General features: G+C 72.9%; 20 protein-coding genes. 13 read left to right on the forward strand and 7 right to left on the reverse strand.

Annotated elements, in window-relative coordinates; translation table 11 throughout:
* Positions 1-24: 24 nt before the first annotated feature.
* Positions 25-990 (reverse strand): LacI family DNA-binding transcriptional regulator, encoded by a 966-nt coding sequence (locus M3147_RS10245; RefSeq protein WP_251203376.1) that lies wholly within the window; start codon positions 988-990, stop codon positions 25-27.
* A 90-nt stretch (positions 991-1080) separates the two neighbouring features.
* Positions 1081-1386, reverse strand: coding sequence for a hypothetical protein (locus M3147_RS10250; protein WP_251203377.1), 306 nt, complete (start codon positions 1384-1386; stop codon positions 1081-1083).
* A gap of 137 nt (positions 1387-1523) precedes the next feature.
* On the opposite strand from M3147_RS10250, the gene M3147_RS10255 reads away from it, so the two are divergent.
* The gene (locus tag M3147_RS10255; protein WP_251203378.1) at positions 1524-3452 is read left to right on the forward strand and encodes a bifunctional diguanylate cyclase/phosphodiesterase; all 1929 of its coding nucleotides are present in this window, start codon (positions 1524-1526) and stop codon (positions 3450-3452) included.
* Positions 3453-3483: 31 nt separating this feature from the next.
* On the opposite strand, the gene M3147_RS10260 is transcribed toward M3147_RS10255, so the two are convergent.
* On the reverse strand, positions 3484-3777 hold the full coding sequence (locus tag M3147_RS10260; protein WP_251203379.1) for a DUF7882 family protein: 294 nt from the start codon (positions 3775-3777) through the stop codon (positions 3484-3486).
* Positions 3778-3820: 43 nt separating this feature from the next.
* Here M3147_RS10260 and M3147_RS10265 point away from each other — a divergent pair, with 43 nt between their 5' ends.
* Positions 3821-4087 carry a hypothetical protein gene (locus M3147_RS10265; RefSeq protein WP_251203380.1) on the forward strand — a complete coding sequence of 89 codons (267 nt, stop codon included), beginning with the start codon at positions 3821-3823 and terminating at the stop codon, positions 4085-4087.
* A 17-nt stretch (positions 4088-4104) separates the two neighbouring features.
* Here M3147_RS10265 and M3147_RS10270 read toward each other — a convergent pair whose 3' ends face one another.
* Positions 4105-4884, reverse strand: coding sequence for an EAL domain-containing protein (locus tag M3147_RS10270; protein ID WP_251203381.1), 780 nt, complete (start codon positions 4882-4884; stop codon positions 4105-4107).
* Positions 4885-5059: 175 nt separating this feature from the next.
* On the opposite strand from M3147_RS10270, the gene M3147_RS10275 reads away from it, so the two are divergent.
* On the forward strand, positions 5060-5383 hold the full coding sequence (locus tag M3147_RS10275; protein ID WP_251203382.1) for a DUF7882 family protein: 324 nt from the start codon (positions 5060-5062) through the stop codon (positions 5381-5383).
* A 31-nt stretch (positions 5384-5414) separates the two neighbouring features.
* On the opposite strand, the gene M3147_RS10280 is transcribed toward M3147_RS10275, so the two are convergent.
* Positions 5415-5732: a DUF7882 family protein gene (locus M3147_RS10280; protein WP_251203383.1), complete on the reverse strand. Its 318-nt coding sequence runs from the start codon at positions 5730-5732 to the stop codon at positions 5415-5417.
* Positions 5733-5815: 83 nt separating this feature from the next.
* On the opposite strand from M3147_RS10280, the gene M3147_RS10285 reads away from it, so the two are divergent.
* Positions 5816-6763, forward strand: a complete 948-nt coding sequence (locus M3147_RS10285; protein ID WP_251203384.1) for a hypothetical protein — start codon at positions 5816-5818, stop codon at positions 6761-6763.
* Between the two features lie 244 nt (positions 6764-7007).
* On the opposite strand, the gene M3147_RS10290 is transcribed toward M3147_RS10285, so the two are convergent.
* The gene (locus M3147_RS10290; protein ID WP_251203385.1) at positions 7008-7793 is read right to left on the reverse strand and encodes an SDR family NAD(P)-dependent oxidoreductase; all 786 of its coding nucleotides are present in this window, start codon (positions 7791-7793) and stop codon (positions 7008-7010) included.
* The gene (locus M3147_RS10295) at positions 7790-9145 is read right to left on the reverse strand and encodes an aspartate aminotransferase family protein (protein ID WP_251203386.1); all 1356 of its coding nucleotides are present in this window, start codon (positions 9143-9145) and stop codon (positions 7790-7792) included. The genes M3147_RS10290 and M3147_RS10295 overlap by 4 nt, the downstream gene beginning before the upstream one ends.
* A 137-nt stretch (positions 9146-9282) precedes the next feature.
* On the opposite strand from M3147_RS10295, the gene M3147_RS10300 reads away from it, so the two are divergent.
* The 9 genes from M3147_RS10300 to M3147_RS10340 all read left to right on the forward strand — a co-directional run bounded on the left by M3147_RS10300 (position 9283) and on the right by M3147_RS10340 (position 18143).
* Positions 9283-10524: a M20 family metallopeptidase gene (locus M3147_RS10300; protein WP_251203387.1), complete on the forward strand. Its 1242-nt coding sequence runs from the start codon at positions 9283-9285 to the stop codon at positions 10522-10524.
* Entirely contained in the window at positions 10521-11351 is an 831-nt protein-coding gene (locus M3147_RS10305; RefSeq protein ID WP_251203388.1) for an IclR family transcriptional regulator, read from the forward strand. The genes M3147_RS10300 and M3147_RS10305 overlap by 4 nt, the downstream gene beginning before the upstream one ends.
* A complete protein-coding gene (locus tag M3147_RS10310; RefSeq protein ID WP_251203389.1) occupies positions 11348-12301 on the forward strand; it encodes a thiamine pyrophosphate-dependent dehydrogenase E1 component subunit alpha in 954 nt (317 codons plus the stop codon). The genes M3147_RS10305 and M3147_RS10310 overlap by 4 nt, the downstream gene beginning before the upstream one ends.
* Positions 12294-13325, forward strand: a complete 1032-nt coding sequence (locus M3147_RS10315) for an alpha-ketoacid dehydrogenase subunit beta (RefSeq protein ID WP_251203390.1) — start codon at positions 12294-12296, stop codon at positions 13323-13325. The genes M3147_RS10310 and M3147_RS10315 overlap by 8 nt, the downstream gene beginning before the upstream one ends.
* Positions 13322-14149: an acetoacetate decarboxylase family protein gene (locus M3147_RS10320; protein WP_251203391.1), complete on the forward strand. Its 828-nt coding sequence runs from the start codon at positions 13322-13324 to the stop codon at positions 14147-14149. Before M3147_RS10315 ends, M3147_RS10320 begins: the two co-directional genes overlap by 4 nt.
* Positions 14150-14240: 91 nt before the next feature.
* Positions 14241-15590: an MFS transporter gene (locus M3147_RS10325; RefSeq protein WP_251203392.1), complete on the forward strand. Its 1350-nt coding sequence runs from the start codon at positions 14241-14243 to the stop codon at positions 15588-15590.
* Between the two features lie 17 nt (positions 15591-15607).
* Positions 15608-16636: a quinone oxidoreductase family protein gene (locus M3147_RS10330; protein ID WP_251203393.1), complete on the forward strand. Its 1029-nt coding sequence runs from the start codon at positions 15608-15610 to the stop codon at positions 16634-16636.
* Complete coding sequence (locus M3147_RS10335) at positions 16633-17043, forward strand: RidA family protein (protein WP_251203394.1); 411 nt, start codon at positions 16633-16635, stop codon at positions 17041-17043. The genes M3147_RS10330 and M3147_RS10335 overlap by 4 nt, the downstream gene beginning before the upstream one ends.
* Entirely contained in the window at positions 17040-18143 is a 1104-nt protein-coding gene (locus M3147_RS10340; RefSeq protein WP_251203395.1) for an aminotransferase class V-fold PLP-dependent enzyme, read from the forward strand. The genes M3147_RS10335 and M3147_RS10340 overlap by 4 nt, the downstream gene beginning before the upstream one ends.
* The last annotated feature ends 99 nt before the right edge of the window (positions 18144-18242 follow it).

Genomic DNA, 18242 nt, shown 5'->3' on the forward strand with positions numbered 1-18242 from the left:
GTCGCGCCGGTGCAGTCGCGCGGTTCAGCCGCGCGGGATGAGTCGCGTCGGCAGCGTCACCGACCGCGGGTGACCGCCGTCGATCAGCTCGAGCAGCAGGCGCATCGCGACCGCGCCCATGTGCGCGGCGTCCTGCTCGATCACCGAGAGCGGCGGGTCCACCAGGCGCATCCAGTCCTGGTCGTCGAACGAGACCAGTTCGACCGCCGCGCCCCGGCCGCGGATCGCCTCGAACGCCCCGGAGCTCATGAGTGCGTTCGACGACAGCACCGCCGTCGGCGCCGGGCTCAGGGCGAGGAGCCGCTCGGCGGCGTCGGCCCCGCCGCCGCGTCGGCCGTCGGCGAGCTGCACGAGCTCCGGCGCCGGATCCAGCCCGAGTTCGTCGCGGATGCGTTCGAACGCCGAGACCCGCGCCCGGCCCGTCGAGACGGAGACCGGTCCGGCGATCAGGCCGATGCGGCGGTGTCCGCGGTCCCGCAGGTGCGTGATCGCCTGCTCGACCCCCTGACGCACGTCGAACGTCACGACCGGGGCGTCGACGCCGTCGAGTGTGCGGTTCAGCAGCACCACCGGGATCCCGGCCTCGACGAGCGACCGGGCGCCTTCGGCGCTGCCGCCCTGCGGCGACATCAGCACGCCGTCCACGCGCTGCGCGCGGAACGCCCGGAGGTACCTGGCCTCGATCGCGGAGTCCTCGTCCGCGTTGGCGAGCATCGTCACCCGCCCCGCCGCGAGCGCCTCCTGCTCCGCCCCGTGCGCGGCGTCGGCGAAGAAGGGGTTCCGCACATCGGAGATCGACAGGCCGATCACGCCCGTCCGCGCCAGTCGGAGCGACTGCGCTCGCGCGTTCGGGGTGTAGCCGAGCCGCAGGGCGGCCTCGCGCACGCGCTCGCGTGATTCGGGGGAGGTGGCGGGGTTCCCGCTCAGCACCCGCGACACCGTCCCGATCGAGACGCCCGCGAGCCGCGCGACATCATGAATCGTGCTCATCCAGGTCCCCGCTCGGAAACGTTTCCACGTGCGCCGTCACGGTACCACGGGCCAGCACGGCGACCCGCGGCGCCGGTGTCCGCGCCAGCCTCAGGCCGCGAGCACGCGATGCCGGTCGGACGTGTCGGATGCCGTGAAGGCCACGGCCTCGTGCAGCGCCGCGTCGGCGGCCACCGGCACGGAGCCCGCGGTGCGCTGCGCCTCGCGGAGCACGTCGGCGCGCGAGGTGTGCCACGTCGGCGCCGAGCGCCGCGCGATCCAGACCGCCTCGTAGCCGCCGCGCTCCCCGCGCTCCACGTACGCGACGAGTCGCTGCACCTGACCGACCGGATACTGCGAATCGCAGAGCCGCCAACCCCCCGGCGCGAGCGGCTCCCAGATCAGTGTCTGCTCCATGTTCATCGACCTCCCGAGGGAATCATGCCGCCGGGACGCCCCGTGCACGGGGCCCTTGACACCGGCGGGATTTCAGCTAAGTCGGCTACGCTGGCCACACCGGTCGTCTCCAATCCCTTCCGGCAGACGGAGTGACCTTGGACCCGGCCCAACTCGCCCTCGACCCCGATGAGCTCCGAAGGCTCGACGAGTGCGCGAAGGAGCCGATCCGAACGCCCGGGTCGATCCAGGCGCACGGCACGCTGTTCGGCATCGACCGCACGGGCATCATCGCGGTGGCGAGCGAGAACGCGAGCAGCTGGCTCGGGCATCCGGTGTCCGAGGTCGGCAACGTCGAGCTCGAGTACGCGGTGCGCACCGGGCGGGCGATCGACCCCGTGCGGATCACGTGGGAGGGCGAGGCGTGCGACGCGATCGTGCACCACCGCGACGCGTTGACGATCGTCGAGATCGAGCCCCTCCCGGAGAGTGGCGAGTACGCCCGTACCGCGGTCGTCGGGGCCATCATGCGCACCTCGCAAACGAGTTCCGAGGAGGAGCTGCGGGCGGCCGTCGTCGCCGAGATCCGCGAGATCACCGGCTTCGACCGCGTCATGATGTACCAGTTCCACGAGGACGGCCACGGCGAGATCGTCGCGGAGGCCCGCACGGAGGAGCTGCAGCCCTACCTCGGCCTGCACTTCCCCGCCTCGGACATCCCGCCGCAGGCGCGGGCCCTCTACATCTCGAAGATCGGCCGCACGATCGCGAGCACCGAGGCGCCCGGCATCCCGCTCGTCGCGCTCGCCGACGACCCGAGAACGATCGATCTCTCGGATGCCGAGCTCCGCACGGTCTCGCCCTACCACCTGCAGTACATGCGGAACATGGGGCAGGCCTCGAGCTTCTCGCTCTCGATCGTCGAGAGCGGCCGACTCGTCGGCATGATCACCTGCGCCGACCGGGGCGAGCGCCGGCTGCCCGTGCTGCTCCGACGGGCGCTCGAGGTGCTGGCCGGTCAGATCGCACTCCAGCTCGCCTCGATGCGCCAGATCAGCCGCCTCCAGCACATGGTCGACGTGCGCGAGCGGCGAGCGGAGCTCCTCGCCCCGCTCTACGCGTCCGACGACATCCACGCGGCGCTGCTCGGCGGTGCCGCGACGGTGCTCGACCTCGTCCCGGCCGACGGCGTGCTGGTGCGGATCGCGGGCACCTCCCGGATGGCGGGCGAGACGCCCGCGCTCGGGGCGATCCTGCAGGTGCTCGAGCGAGTGGGCAGCACCCGCTTCGTGTCCGAGTGCCTCCTGGCCGACCGGCCGGAGCTCGCCGAGCTCCTCCCGGGCGTCGCCGGCCTGCTCATCGTGCCCCTCGCCGAGACGGGCGATGTGCTCGTATTCTTCCGCGGAGAGGTCGCACGGGAGATCTCCTGGCTCGGCGACCCGGGCGGGGCGAACCGGCCGGACGGGCTCTCGCCGCGCACGTCCTTCGCCACCTGGCAGCGCACCGTCCGGGACCGCAGCGAGCCCTGGGGCACCGTCGTAGACGAGGCGGCGGAGCTCGGCCGCGAGCTCGAGGTCGCCCTGCAACGACGGGCCGAGGCGCAGTTGGCGGAGCTCGCGATGCGCGATGCGCTCACCGGGCTGTACAACCGGCGCTACCTGGTGGAGCGCCTCGCCACGCGCGGCCCGGTGGGCGAGGGCGGCAAGGCGATGCTCTTCGTCGATCTCGACGACTTCAAGCGGGTGAACGACGCGCACGGCCACGACGCGGGCGACGCGGTGATCCTCGAGGTCGCGAACCGACTCACCGAATCGTCGAGGGAGCAGGACGTCGTGGTCCGGCTCGGCGGTGACGAGTTCGTGGTGCTGCTCGACGGCGTCGTCGGTGAGGACGTGGAGGCGATCGCGGGACGACTCGTGGAGTCGATCTCCGCGCCCATCGTCACGAGTCGCGCGGTGCTGTCGGTGACGGCCTCGTGCGGGGTCGTCGTTGCCGAGCCGGGCTCGCCCAGGGTCGGGCTGCTCGAGGCGGCGGACGCCGCGATGTACCGGGCCAAGCACGCCGGCCGGAACCGCGTCTCGCTCTGAGGAGCGGGCGGGCCGGTCGGCCCCGCGCCCGTCAGCTCGGCGAGGGCTCCGGCGTGATCCGCATGCCGGCCGCGCCGTTCGCGGAATCGATCAGCTCCTCCAGCCACACCCGGTTGATCTCACCGGGCGTGCCGTCGAACTCGAAGCGCAGCGTCGAGGACGGATTGATCCAGACCTGCTGGCGCGCGCCTCCGTCGCCGTCGATCGAGAGCGCGAAGGCCTCTTTGCGGCGGAGCTTGGCGAGCACGACGAACTCGACGTGTGCGAGGGTGCGATCGGGGATCGCGAACGAGGCCGGCGGCGAGCCGTAGTGCAGATGTCCCATCGTTCCGATCCTATGCGGAAGCGAGCCGAGGTAGCCTGAACCGGTGACCCTTGTGCACCGACTGACCGTTGACGGCCGAGACTATTTCCTGCCCGACCCCGTGACCGAGCTGAAGCAGCAGGTCCTCGAGGCGATCAAGGCGGGTGGCGGGTACGTCAACATCCCGCCGCTGCGAGGCGGCCCCGGCATCGACATCCTCTTCTCGCCGGGCATGCCCGTGACCTGGTCGCAGATCGACGTGGGCGGCGACCTGGCCGACCGCGACGACGACAAGCCCGCCGCCGGGTCCGGCGACGAGATCGTCCTCTAGCGGCGAGACGCCGGTCGCTAGGCGACGCTGAGCAGCCGCGCCGCCTCGGCCGCGGGCAGCGCAGGGGAGAAGTAGAAGCCCTGGCCGCGGTCGCAGCCCCATCGCCGGGCACGGGCGAGGTCCTCGGCGGTCTCGATGCCCTCGGCGACCACCACCGCACCGCGCGCATGCGCGACCTCCACCGCCGCGATGGCGAGCGCGTCCGCATCGGCGCCCCGGTCGCGCATGAGGGAGCGGTCGATCTTCACCTCGGTGAGCGGCATCCGTCGGAGCGCCTCGATCGAGGTGAACCCGGCGCCGAAATCGTCGACGGAGACGCCGACGCCGCCGTCGATGAGGGCTCGCAGGGTCTCGACCTCGTCGCAACTCTCGGTGAGGGCGGGGGTCTCGGTGATCTCCGCGGTCACGGTGCCCGCCGGGAGCCCGAGCTCGCGGACGAACGCCAGCACGGTCGCCGCGAACTCCGGACGGAGCTGCGTCGGGGAGACGTTCACCGCGAGTCCGACGTGCCGGCCGTGGCGGTGCCAGTCGGCGACGCGCCGCCCGGCCTGGTCGAGCATGGCGCGGCTCAGCTCGCCGATGAGGCCGGTGCGTTCGGCGACGGGGATGAACCGGTCGGGCATCACCACGCCGCGAACGGGGTGCAGCCAACGGCACAACGCCTCGACCACCACGGGCTGCCCGGACGCGAGATCGTACTCGGGTTGGAAGTAGGCGACCAGTTCGCCGCTGCCGACGGCGCGCCGGAGTTCCTCGGCCGACCCGTCGGCGGTTGGATTCGATGCGCGGCGCTTCATCCCATAAGAATCGTGCTGTCAAGCCCCTTGCGCAAGGATCGTTCGTTCTCAGCTTGACGGTGTACTGTGCGCGCTCGACGATTCCGGCGCGGCCGGGCGTCGGCTTGAGCGGGCGGAGCGCCCTCGGGGCGGGGCGGTGCCGGGGTGCGGCCGTCGGCCCGGTATCCTTCCTCTGATGGGCACGCTCACCTACGACTCCAAGCTGGTCGTCTCGTTCGACGATCGGGTGCTCGCGCACCTGCAGGCGGCGATCTGGGCGAAGCTGCGCCGCGGCGAACCCTTCGCCTTCACCTGGACGGAGTCCGCCTCGGCCAGCGGATTCGGCCGCACCTCGGTCTGGCTGTCGCCGGCGATCCCCGTCGCGTTCGAGTACTTCGGCGGACGGGCGCCCCGGCTCAATCCGGCCTGGGTGCAGGCGATGAATCGCTCCGCGAACTCCGCCGGCGGCCTCACGATCGTGCCGGAGCCGCTCGAGGCCGGGCGCGAACCCGCCGCCTGAGCCGCGAGGCATCCGTGCGACGTGCCGTCGGCTAGTGCTCGGTGAGGTCCGCGCCGGTCGGTTCGGGCACGAGGCTGAGGCCGGCGGGCGAGTTCGCCGCCCGCGTCAGCTCGCGCAACCAGAGCGGGTTGAGCCGCGGCTCCCGCTGGTCGAAGAACTCGAAGACGACGGGGATGTCCGGACCGAGCCAGATCGAGTTGCGGCCGCTGCCCTGCTCGGCCGGGACCTCCCAGGAGAACGCGAAGGACTCGCCCCGTCGCAGCTTCGCCAGGATGACGCTGCGGAGATGGGCGAGCGACCGGTCCTCGATCTCGACGGTCCGGATGAAGCGATAGGTCAGGATGCCCACCGCTCCAGCATGCCACCCCGACGGTCGCTCGGCCGCCATGCGGTGCGTCCCGCCGGGCGGCCGGAGCCGGTAGCGTCAGCGGGGTGACCCTCTTGCTGCATCGCCCCACGGGGCGCGTCTGGTCCGACGGCACCGATGCCGGGAATCCCGGCGGCGTCATGAGTTGGCATCCGGGAACGGGGGAGGTGCGGCGCTTCGCCGACGATCCGCAGCTCGCGGCGTTCGCCGACGGACGGCTGTACGGCGTCTCCGACGACGGGTCGCTCGTCGCAGTCGGACGCCCCGTCGTGCACCGGGGGAGCAAGGTCGACCTCGCCGTCGTACGGCTCTCCGACGGAGCCGAGCTGCTGCGCACGAAGCGGCACCTCGTCTACGACGTCGTGTTCGGAGCAGGCGGGGACGTCCTGCTCGTCGAGGCGTTCCGCTCGAAACCCCGGCGCTACGTGTTCGACGCGGCATCCGGCGGATTCGACGACCGCGGCGAGCTCGGGATCGACTACCGGACCTTCACGGGCGAGCGGGACCCGCTCGCGAACCGCTTCCTCTCCTCGGCGGAGGGTGCGGCCGGGCGCGTGATCTCGACTGATCTGGTGAACGGCGAGGTCGACGAGGTGACCGTTCCGATTCCCGGCGTCGTGCGGTCGATCCAGTTCCTCGGCGGGGGCGAACGGCTGCTCGTGCAGAGCGAGGAGGGCGTGCACTGCCTGACGGAGCGGTGGGAACCGGTCTGGGATGCGCCGGTCGTCGGGAAGGTCCACGTCGTCCCCGACGGTTCGCTCGTCTGCGTCGAGCAGTTCTCGACGGCGCACAACCCGTGGGGCGTCGAGATCGTGCTCGACGCGGTGACCGGCGCGCGCGTCTCGCAGATCGAGAGCTTCGAGGGCCGGGGGCGGCTCGCCTGCGGCCTCACAGGAACCGCGATGCTCCTGCACGGCGGGCGCTCGCTCGACCTCGCGAGCGGCGAGGTGAGCGACGCGATCGTCGTACCGGGGTTCGTCGAACCGCGCGAGAAGGACTGGGCCTGGGGCTGAGGTCGGCCGCGGGCCACGTCCCGAGCGCGAAGTCGAGCACTCGTCCCCGGCACAACTCAGGAACATCTGGCGGTTATGCCGGTCGAGAATCCGGCGAGCCCCGCGATTCCGGGGCTCGCCGGGAAGCGTTCCTGAGCTGTGTGACGCGCGGCGGCTCGCGCGCTGGCCGGCCGAGCAGGCCCAGGGCCCAGGGCCGCGGCCCTGGGCCCCGCGGCCCGCGGCCCTAGGCCCCGCGGCATGCAGCTCAGAGCCCGCCGTCGACGCGGAGCACCTGCCCGGTGAGGTATACGGACCCGGGCTCGAGCAGGAAGCGCACGAGCGGGGCGACGTCGGCCGGCACGCCGATCCGGCCGAGGGCGTTCCGCACGTTCGCGTTGGCCTCCGGTCGCTCGGCCATCCGACGCAGCAGCCGTCCGGTGGCGATCGGGCCGGGCGCGACGCAGTTGACGCGGATGCCCTCGGGCCCGAGGTCGTTCGCCAGGTAGCGCGAGTAGTGGGCCACGGCCGCTTTCGCGACCCCGTAGTGGGCGTAGCCGCCGTGCGCGGTCGGTTCCAGGCCGTTGAGCGAGGACATCGTGACGATCGCGCCGCCGGGCGCGGCGCGGAGCAGCCCGAGATGCGCCTGCACGGTGCGGACCGTTCCCACGAGGTTCCGGTCGAGCATCTCCGCGAGGTCGGGGATCGAGACCTCCGAGGCCCGGTTGCCGTCGAGCGCGCCGGAGCCGCCGCCGGCGTTGCAGACGAGCCCGTCGAGCGCGCCCCAGCGTGCCTGGAGCTCGGCGGCCACGGCATCGAGCGCGCCCGGCTCGGTCACGTTCGCCTCGAAGCCCACGGCATCCGCGCCGAGTTCGAGCAGGGCGTCCACGACGGGAACGGTGAACGGCTCCTCGGGGAACTCCCGGTAGCCGTCGAGATCGAGGTCGACCACCGCGACATCCCAGCTGGCGCCGGCGAGGTCCTCGGCGAACGCCCGGCCGAGCCCCCGGGCGCCGCCCGTCACGAGGGCGCGGCGCCGCTGCGCCTGCGTCATGCGACCGGGATCGGGGCCTGGCGGGCGACCCGCTCGGTCACGAGGGAGCGGATCGTCTCGCCGAGCAGCTCCAGGGCCCGCGCGGCCTCCTCGGCCGTGATCGTCATCGGCGGGGTGACCCGCAGCACGTTGCCGTACAGCCCGCCCCGGCCGATCAGCAGGCCCAGCTCCCGGGCCCGCTGCACCGCCGCGACCGCGAGGCCGGGTGCGGGCTCCGTGGTGCCCGGCTCGACGAGCTCGACGCCGATCATCAGGCCGGCTCCGCGGACCTCGCCGACGAGGCCCTGCGATTCCGCCGCGATCACGCGGAGCCCCCGCTGCAGGAGCTCGCCCATACGGTCGGCCTGCTCGATCAGCCCGCGCTCCTCGATGTAGTCGAGGGTCGCATTCGCCGCGGCCATCACCACCGGGTTCCCGCCCGCGGTGGAGATGCTGTTGGCGGGGAGGCTGTTCATGATCTCCGCTTCGGCGACGACCGCGCCGATCGGCAGCCCGTTCGCGATGCCCTTCGCGAGGGTCATCAGCTGCGGCACGACGCCGTGCGCGTGGATGCCGTAGGGCCCCCGGCCCGTCCGGCCCCAGGCCGTCTGCACCTCGTCCGAGATGAGCGGGATGCCGTACTCGTCGAGGACCGCCTTCGTGCGCTGGAAGAATCCCGCCGGCGGCTCGGCGAATCCGCCGGCGCCCTGCACCGGCTCGACGAGCATGGCCGCGACGCGGCCGCTCGTGCTCGTCTCGATGATGGTGCGCATCTCCTCGATGCACGCGTCGACGAAGCGGGCGTCGTCGAGCTCGCGGAAGGGGCTGCGGTAGCGATAGCCGCTGTGCAGGTAGCTCACCTGCAGGGGGCTGAAGCCGGTCGCCGACCAGGCGCGGATGCCGGTCGTCGCGACCGTGCCGAAGCTCCGCCCGTGGTAGCTGCCGCGCAGCGCCAGTACCTGGTTGCTCGAGGCATGCGCCGTGGCGACCAGCAGCGCGGCCTCGACCGCCTCGGTCCCGGAGTTCACGAAGAACACCCGGGGGTCGTCCATCCGGCTCGCGGCCGCGAGCCGCTCGGCGAGGCGCACCTGCCCGCTCAGCAGGTAGAGGGTCGAGGAGTGCAGGATGCGTTCCGACTGGCGGTGGATCGCCTCCGTGATCTCGGGGATGTCGTGCCCGACCATCGTCGCGAGCAGGCCGCCGAAGCAGTCGAGGTACTCGCGCCCGTCGCTGCCGAGGACGGTTCGGCCGCTGCCCGAGACGAGCTCCAGCGGCTCGTCGTAGTACAGCGACATCCAGTCGGGCATCACGGCGCGGTGGCGCTCGAGGAGCGTGCGCCCGTCGGCGTCGGGCGTGGAGTGCGCGTTCGTCATGCGCCCACGGTAGGGCGGTCGACGTCGCCGCAGCGGGCTCGAACGGCATCTTTTCAGATAATCGAAATGCTTGTTCGGAATATCGATGAGGGGTGAACCCACCCTGAAGATGATCCAGACCAGAGAGGGAATCGAGCATGACAGCAGGGGAAACGCACGATCTCGACGACGAGATCGTGGCGCAGGGCGAGGCGCTCGCCGCGTTCCTCGCGGACTCGGTGCGGCGACCGAGCGTGACCGGCGCCGAGCGCGCCGTCGCCGACTTCTACGCCGACTGGATGCGCGCGCACGGCTGGGACGTCGAGCTCCAGCTCCTCGCCGGCACCCGCTTCGCCGCGAGCGAGGAGCACGTCGACGACCGGGCGAACGTCATCGGCTACCCGCTCGGCCGGCCCCGGCCGGGAGACCGCACCATCGTCTTGAACGGCCACCTCGACGTCGTCCCCGAGGGCGAGCTCACCGGCTGGACCCATCCGCCGTTCGACGGGGTGCGCGAGGGCGGTCGCGTGCACGGTCGCGGCACCGTCGACATGAAGGGCGGGATCGCGGCGGCGCTCGTCGCCCTCGACGTGCTCCGCGAGCGCGCCGAGCCGCTGAGCCACGTCCCCGTGGTCCATCTGGTCATCGGCGAGGAGCGCACCGGGGTCGGCACCCGACTGGCCCTCACCCTCACCGGGCCGCCCACGGCCGCCATCGTGCTCGAGCCGACGGGCAACGCCCTCGTCACGGCCTGCACGGGGCTCCAGTTCTTCCGGGTCGAGGCGGCTGGCATCGCCGCCCACTCCTCGGCGCCGTGGCTGGGCGTCGACGCGCTCGCGCGGCTGCTCGTGCTCCGGGACGCCTTCATCGCGACCGCCGCCGCCCGCTCCGCCGAGTTCGCCCACCACCGCTTCGCCGACGTCCCGACGGGCATCCCGTTCAACATCGGTCTCCTCGAGGCCGGCGAGTACCAGGCATCCGTGCCGGAGCGAGCCCGGATGACCGGACGCATCGGCCTGAAGCCGGGCGAGGACCCGGAGGCCGCCCGAGCCGCCTTCGCGGACGCGCTCGCCGCGGTCGTCCGCGACGACCCGCACGAGCGCGAGCGCCCGCACCGGCTCGAATGGCTCGGAGCACCGTACCCGGGGTGGGAGACGCTCGAATCGGGCGAGCTCGTCCGGGCGTTCGTGCAGGGGCTGGAGCTCGTCGACGGCGACGCCGAACTCCGCGGCTTCACCGCCGGGAACGACGCCGGGCAGTACGCGGCACTCGGGGTGCCGACCGTCGTGTTCGGCCCCGGTGACACCGCGCTCGCGCACACCGCCGACGAGTCCGTCACCGAAGCCGAGCTGCTGCGCGCCGCGCGCACCATCGCCAACGCCCTGCGGGTGCTGCCGTGACCGCCGCGAAGTCGGAGATCCTGACGACCCTGAGCCGGGGGATGGCGGTCTTCGAACACCTCGTGAACACCGGCCCCGCCACCGCGAAACAGCTCGCGGCCGAACGCGGCCTCTCGCTCGGCGTCTGCTACCACGTGCTGCGCACCCTCGAGGCCGACGGCTACGTCATCCGAGGCGCCAGCGGCCGCTACGAGCTCGGCCCGCACGGCTTCGCACTCGGCCGTGGCTTGCAGCGCCACTCGGAGATCGCCCCGGAACTCGCCGTCATCCTGACCCGGCTGTTCAACGCGACCGGCGAGACCGCATTCATCGCGGAGTGGAGCGGTGGCGCCGTACTGCTGCGCCAGTTCCTGACGAGCACCCACACCCTGAGCGTCGGCGGACTCGAGGTCGGCTACACGGGCGACATGCACGCCAGAGCATCGTGCAAGTCGATCCTCGCCCACCTCCCGGTCGAGCAGGTGGAGACGCTGTTCGCGGGCGTGACGCTCGCCCGGCTCACCCCGCGCACCGTGACCGACCTCGACGGCCTCCTCATGGAACTCGCGCGGGTGCGCAGCCAGGGCTACGCGGTCGACGAGGAGGAGTTCGCCGAGGGCATGCGCTGCGTCTCGGCCCCGTACTTCGCCCCCGACGGCGCCCCAGCGGGGTCGTTCACCGTCTCCGCGCCCTCGGAGCGATTCGTGCGCAGACGACCGCAGCTCGTCGCCGCAGTCGGTGAGGCCGCGACGCTCGCGAGCTCGCTGCTCGCTTCCGGGCGCCTGCGCGCGCCCGCCGCCGTTCACGAGGCCGCCCGCGCGGCCGGAGACAGGAAGGAGACCGCATGAGCACGGAGACGCTGCTCGCATCCCTCGAGGTGATGCACCGCATCAGAGCGACCGAGGAGACGATCAGCCGGCTCCGCCTCAGCGAGGACATCGTCGGCTCGGTGCACCTCTGCAACGGTCAGGAGGCGATTTACACGGGTGCGGTCCGCGCGCTCGACTTGAGCCGCGACGCGGTGTTCCCGACCTACCGGGGGCACGGCTGGGCGATCGCGTGCGGCGTCCCGCCCGAGGCCGTGCTCGCCGAGCTCCTCGGCCGGGAGAGCGGCATCAGCGGAGGACGCGGGGGATCCGCGTACTTCACCGCCCCCACGTACGGCATGTACGGCGAGAACTCGATCGTCGGCGCCGGCGCGCCGATCGCCTGCGGGGCGGCGCTCGCCGGCCGCTTCGACGGGAGCGGGCGGGTCGCCCTGGCCTCGTTCGGCGAGGGCGCGATGAACCAGGGCGCCGTGCACGAGGCCATGAACTTCGCGGCGGCGATGACGCTGCCCGTCATCTTCCTCGTGGAGAACAACACCTACTCCGAGCTCACCCCGACGCGGAACGTGGTGCGCAACGACCAGTTCTTCCGCCGCGCCTCCGCGTACGGCATGGCCGGGGTCCGCTTCGACGGGAACGATCCGGACGCGGTCCGGGAGGCGGTCGCCGACGCGGTCGAGCGGTGCAGGAGCGGCGTTGGCCCCGTGCTGCTCGAGGCGATGACCCAGCGGATCGTCGGGCACTACATCGGCGACGTGCAGCACTACCGGCCGGCGGGCGAGCTCGACGCCGCCATCGCGGCCGAACCGATCGGGAGGGCCGAGCGGATGGCCCGGGCCGCCGGCGTCGGCGACCAGGAGCTCGCAGCCCTGCGTCAGCGGGTCGCCGACGAGGTCGACCGCGCCGCCGCGGCCGCGCTCGCCGCACCGCTCGCAGATCCCGCCACCGTCGAGGAGCACGTCTATGCCTGAGATCATCGAGAAGTCGCTGTCCTACGCGGAGAGTGTGAACGCGGCGCTCGCGCGGGCGCTCGAGGAGCGCCCCGAGACGCTGCTGTTCGGCGAGGACGTGGCGATCCCCGGCGGGGTGTTCGGCGTCACCAAGGGTCTGCGCCGGAAGTTCGGCGATCGCGTGTTCGACACGCCGATCTCCGAGTCGGCCATCCTCGGCGGCGCCGTCGGCTCCGCGATGTTCGGCCGCCGGCCGATCGTCGAGATCATGTGGGCGGACTTCGCGCTCGTGGCCTTCGACCAGATCGTGAACCAGGCCGCCAACGTGCGGTACGTCTCCCGCGGTGCGGTCGCCGCCCCGCTGACGGTGCGGACCCAGCAGGGGAACGCCCCCGGCGCGTGCGCGCAGCACTCGCAGTCTCTGGAGGCGCTGTTCGCCCACATCCCCGGGATCCGCGTCTGCATGCCGACCACGAACCAGGACGCCTACGACCTGCTGCTCAGCTCCATCTGGAGCGACGACCCCACGATCGTGATCGAGAATCGCACGCTGTACCACGGTGCGAAGCAACCCGTGCGCATCGGCGGCCCCGTGCAGGAGGTCGGCGGCGTCGGGCTGCGCAGGTCGGGATCGGACCTCACGCTCGTCACCTGGGGGGCCATGCAGCGGCGTGCACTCGCCGCCGCCGAGCGCGCGGCCGCCGAGGGCATCGACGTCGAGGTGATCGACGCGCGGTGGATCCGGCCGCTCGATCTCGACAGCATTCTCGCCAGCGTGCAGCGCACCGGCCGCCTGCTGGTGGTGCACGAGGCGCACACGACGGGCGGGGTCGGCGCCGAAGTCGTCTCCCGGGTCGTCGAGAGCGGGGTGCCGCTCAGCTCGCCGCCCGTGCGGGTCGGCGCGCTCGAGACGAGGATCCCGGCCGCCGTGCAGTTGGCGGCCCGGGTACTGCCGGGCGACGAAGACATCCTCGGGGCGATCCGCCGGGTCGCCCACGACGTGCCGGCCGGACGCGTCGAAGCCATGCCGGTGGGTGCGCGATGAACGCGGCCGCGCCGGTCGCGATGCCGGTCTTCGCCCCGCTCTTCACCCCGGGCACCGAGCGCGTCGAGGTGCGCTGGCTGACCGTGGAGGCGCCGATCGAAGCCGAGGTCGCCGCCCGGTGCCTCCCCGCGGGGCTCGGCGTGCCCGCCGCGCCGACCGTGGCGCTCTGGATCGCCGAGTTCATCGGCGCGGAGTTCTCCTCCCCGAGCGGGGTGGAGCGTCGCCCGAACTACCTGCAGGGCGGCGTCTCGCTGCGTTGCGCAGGCTACGGCGGCGGAGCCGACGGCGCGTACGCCGTCGAGACCTTCGTCGAGGGGCTGAACCACGGCATCCTCGGTCGCGAGCTGTTCGGGCTGCCGAAGAAGCAGGCCAGCGCGGTCCGGCTCGACGAGGACGGCGACGGGGTCGCATTCGCGATCTTCTCCGCGCTCGGCGAGGAGCTCGTCGCGGGCGAAGCGGCGCTCGCGCCCGCGCCGCAGGCCCCGGGAGCCGTGCCGGCCCCCGGATGGTTCGAGCGCCACTGCACGGTGAAGGCGATCCCGAGCGCGGAAGGCACCGGTTACGACCTCTGCAAGCTCGTCGAGATCCCCTGGAGCCTGGCCGCCCTCACTCCAGCCCGCACGGGCACCGCGGACTTCGCCTGGGGCGCGAGCGAGGCCGACCCCCTGCACGTCTTCGCCCCGACCGGACCGGCGACCGCCGCCTACGGCCGCGCCGTGCTCGACATCGGCTACGGCCGGTACCTCGCCGACGTGGACCCGCCCGCGCCGATCGGCCGCCCGAACTGGAACCCCGTGCCGCCTCGCGCGCGGCATCTGCCGTGAGGCACCGCAGCACCACCCGGCATCCGCCGCCCCGATCCGCCCGCGTCACCCGATCCATCCCCCGCGTCACCGAACAGCAAAGGAGCTCACGATGACTGTCACGCACCCCCGGAACGCCCGCACGAAGGGCCTGGAACCGTCGCAGATGCGCGCGATCGTCGCCGCCTGCATCGGCAACTTCCTCGAATGGTACGAATTCGTCCTGTACGGCTACTTCGCCGCGGTGTTCGCGGCGCTCTTCTTCCCCCAGGAGGACCCGGCCGTCGCCCTGCTCACCACCTTCCTCGTCTTCGGCATCAGCTTCATCATCCGTCCCTTGGGCGGCGTGCTGTTCGGGCTCGTCGGCGACCGGCTCGGGCGGAAGGCCGCGCTCTCGGCGATCATCCTCATGATCTCGATCGCGACCGCCCTCATGGGCCTGGTGCCGCCGTACGCGAGCATCGGCGTCCTCGCCCCGATCCTGATCTTCCTGCTGCGCCTCGTGCAGGGGCTCTCCGCCGGCGGCGAGTGGATGGGCGCGGTCACGTACATCATCGAGACCGCCCCCGCGGGCAAGCGTGCCTGGTACGGGAGCTTCCAGACCATCACGATCGTGCTGGGCATGTTCGTGGCCGCGCTCACCTCGCTCTTCATCACCACCTCCCTGAGCCCGGAAGCCGTGCTCGAATGGGGCTGGCGCATCCCCTTCCTCGTCGCGCTCCCGCTCGGGCTGATCGGGCTCTACATGCGCCTCCGCCTCGCCGACCCGGCGGAGTTCACCGAGGCGAAGGCCGAGGTCGACGCCGCCGACGGGCGGGAGGCCGGTCGCTCGCCGCTCTCCCGCGTGCTCCGCGAGAACTGGCGCTCGGTGCTGCTCGTGGCCGGGCTCGTCGCCTCGCCCACGATGTGCACCTACGTGCTGCTCGTCTGGGGGCCCACGTTCTTCGCCGGGCAGCTCGGCTATACCGACACCGAGGCCCGCAACATCGGGCTCGTCTCGATGCTGGTGCTCGTCGTGCTGGTGCTGACGTTCGCGAAGGCGTGCGACCGCTTCGGGCGACGTCCGTTCATCCGCTGGGGTGCGGCGCTCGTGATCGTCACCACGCCGCTCGGCTTCCTCTTGCTGCACACGCAGCAGCTCGGTCTCGCCATCCTCGGCATCGGACTCATCCTGGTCGGCGACGCGATGATGCTCGCGGCCCAGCCCGCGCTCTTCGCCGAGCTCTTCCCGACCGCCCAGCGGTACAGCGGCCTCGCCGTCGGGTACAACCTCGGCGTGGTGCTCTTCGGCGGGCTCGGGCCACTCGTCGCGCAGGCCCTGGTGACCGCGACCGGCTCGAGCTGGTCGCCCTCCTGGTACCTCGTGGGCGGCGCGGTCATCAGCCTGATCGCCGCCCTGTTCACCCCCGAGACCAAGCACGCCGAGCTTCGCACCGGCGCGATCCCAGCGGCGGGCGCATGACGGGCGCGGATGCCGCGATGCAGGCCCTGGTTCACGGCGGGGCGCCGGGGCTCGACGGCCTGCACCTCGCCCGGGTGCCGACTCCGGAGCCCGCGGCGGGGGAGGTGCTGCTCGCCGTCGAGTACGCGGGGCTGAACCGGCACGAGCTGTTCTCCGCGGAGCGCCGGGACGGCTCGGAGCCGGACCGGATCCTCGGCGCCGACGCGGTCGGGCGCGTGGTGCGCATCGGATCCGCCGTCGGCGGGGGCCCGGGACCCGGCCCCGCGCTCGGCGATCGCGTGCTGCTCGACCCGACCCTGAACTGGCCTCGGCGTGCGGAGGTGCCGGAGCACCCGGATCTCCTCGGCGGACGCGCACCGGGGACCTTCGCGGAGTTCGTGGCGGTGCCGGCGGGCAACGCCCATCCCATTCCGGAGCACCTGACCGGGCCAGAGGCCGGCTCGCTCGGGCTCGCCGCGGTCACCGCCTTCCGGGCGCTCTTCACCGTCGGCGAGCTCCGTGCCGGGGAGCACCTGCTCACCCCCGGCATCGGCAGCGGGGTGGGCCTCCTCGCGCTGGACCTCGCGCTCGCCGCGGGGGCCCGTGTCACCGTGACCAGCCGCTCGGCCGAGAAGCGCGCCTTCGCGCTCGCCCGCGGTGCCGCCGCCGCGGTGCCGAGCGAGGAGCTCGGCGGCGCCCGGCTGCCACCGGTCGACCTCGTCGTCGACACGGTCGGCGCCGCGAGCGTGCCGGCGGCGCTCGGCACGCTGCGCCCCGGCGGGCGGATCGTGACCCTCGGGGCGACGACGGGCGCGGAGATCCGGCTCTCGCTGCGCGAACTGTTCTTCCGGCAGCTGAGCCTGCGGGGCACCTCCGTGGGCAGCGCGGAGGAGTTCCGTGACGCGCTCGCCTTCGTGCGCGAGCATGGGATCCGGCCCGTCGTCGACGCGGTGCACCCGCTCGACGAGGCCCCGGCCGCGATGCGCGCGAGCGCCGACGGACGGACGCTCGGCAAGACCGTGTTCCGGATGCCCGGAACGCCCGAAGAAGGAGGAGAACGGCCATGATCGTCACCGGAGGCAACCCCGACGCGCTCGCCGCGCCGATCGGGCCGTTCCGGCACTACACGGTCGTGCCGGACGACCACCGCCTGGTGTACCTCTCGGGGCAGGTGGGGCAGGACCGCGACGGCGTGCTCGCTCCGGGCGGTTGCGCCGGTCAGACCGCACAGGTCTTCCGCAATCTCGAGCTCCTGCTCGACGAGCTCGACGCGACGCCCGCCCACATCGTGAAGCTCTTCACGATCGTCGCGGGCGAGGGGAGCTTCCGGGAGTTCGCGGGGGTCCGCACCGAGGTCTTCGGCCGCTGGTACCCGGACGGCGCGTATCCCGCGCACTCCGCGTTCGTGGCGGCCGAGCTCGCCGCCCCCGAGCTCCTCGTCGAGATCGAGGCCGTGGTCGCGGTCCCGCGATGACGCCGGAGGAGTTCCGCGGGAGCTTCCCGGCACTGGAGCGCTGGGCCTGGCTCGACACCCCCGGCTCGGCCCCGGCAGCAGCGCCGGTCGCGGCCGCGCTCCGGCGCGCCGTCGACGGGCAGCTGTCCGGGGACTTCGACTGGAACGACTGGGACGGCGCCGCCGATCGCGCCAGGGTGCGGTTCGCGGACTGGTGCGGCGTGCCGCGCGACTCGGTCGCGACGCTCGGCTCGCTCGCCGAGGCCGCCGCGACGGTCGCCCGATTCCGGCCCGCGGGCATCGCGCTGCTCGCCGCCGACGAGTTCCAGAGCCTGCTGCTGCCCTTCGTCGCCGAGGGGGACCGGGACCCCCGCCGCCCGGTCGAACGGGTGCCGGTCGCAGCGGGCGAGAGTCGGGGCGATGCGCTGCTCGAGCGGATCCGGCCGGGCGTCTCGCTCGTCGCGGTGTCCGAGACGACCACGCTGGACGGGGAACGGATCGATCTCGCGGCGCTGCGGGAGCGCGCGAGCGAGATCGGCGCCGAACTGTTCGTGAACGTCACGCAGAGCCTCGGCGTGCTCCGTTCGCCGATCCCGGCGGCGGCGCCCGACTACCTCGCCGTGCACGGCTACAAGTGGATGCTCGCGCCGCGGGGAGCGGCGTGGCTCGTCGCAGCCCCCGGAGCCGCGGCTCGGCTGGAAGCCATCGCCCCGGGCTGGAAGACGGCCGAGGGCGCGGACGGCCTGTTCGGCGGCCGGCCGCAGCTCGGCGGCGGGCTCGCGCGGTGCGACACCTCGCAGGCCTGGTTGTCGTGGATCGGGGCGGAGGCGGCGTTGGGCCTCCTCGCCCGGCTCGATCCGCGCGAGATCGAGGCGCATGCGCTGGAGCTCGCCGAGCTCTTCGAACGCGAGGCCGTCGAGCTCGGCGCCATCCCCGTCCTGGCCGGGGCGGGCTCGCACATCCGGGTCGTGCGGGTGGCACGCCCCGAGCGGCTCGCCGCCCGCCTCGCCGAGGCGGACGTGCGCGCCCGCGTCATGGGCGATCGACTCCGCATCGGCGTGCACGGCTTCAACGACGTCCACGACATCGAACGTGCGCTGACGGCCATCCGGGCCGCCTGACCGCCCCCACCCACCCCTCACACAACTCAGGAACTTGTGGCAGTTATGCCGGTCGTGGATTCGGCGAGCCCGAGATTCCGGGGCTCGCCGCGAGGCGTT

This window comes from Agromyces mediolanus (assembly GCF_023715325.1).
Lineage (GTDB): Bacteria > Actinomycetota > Actinomycetes > Actinomycetales > Microbacteriaceae > Agromyces > Agromyces mediolanus_A.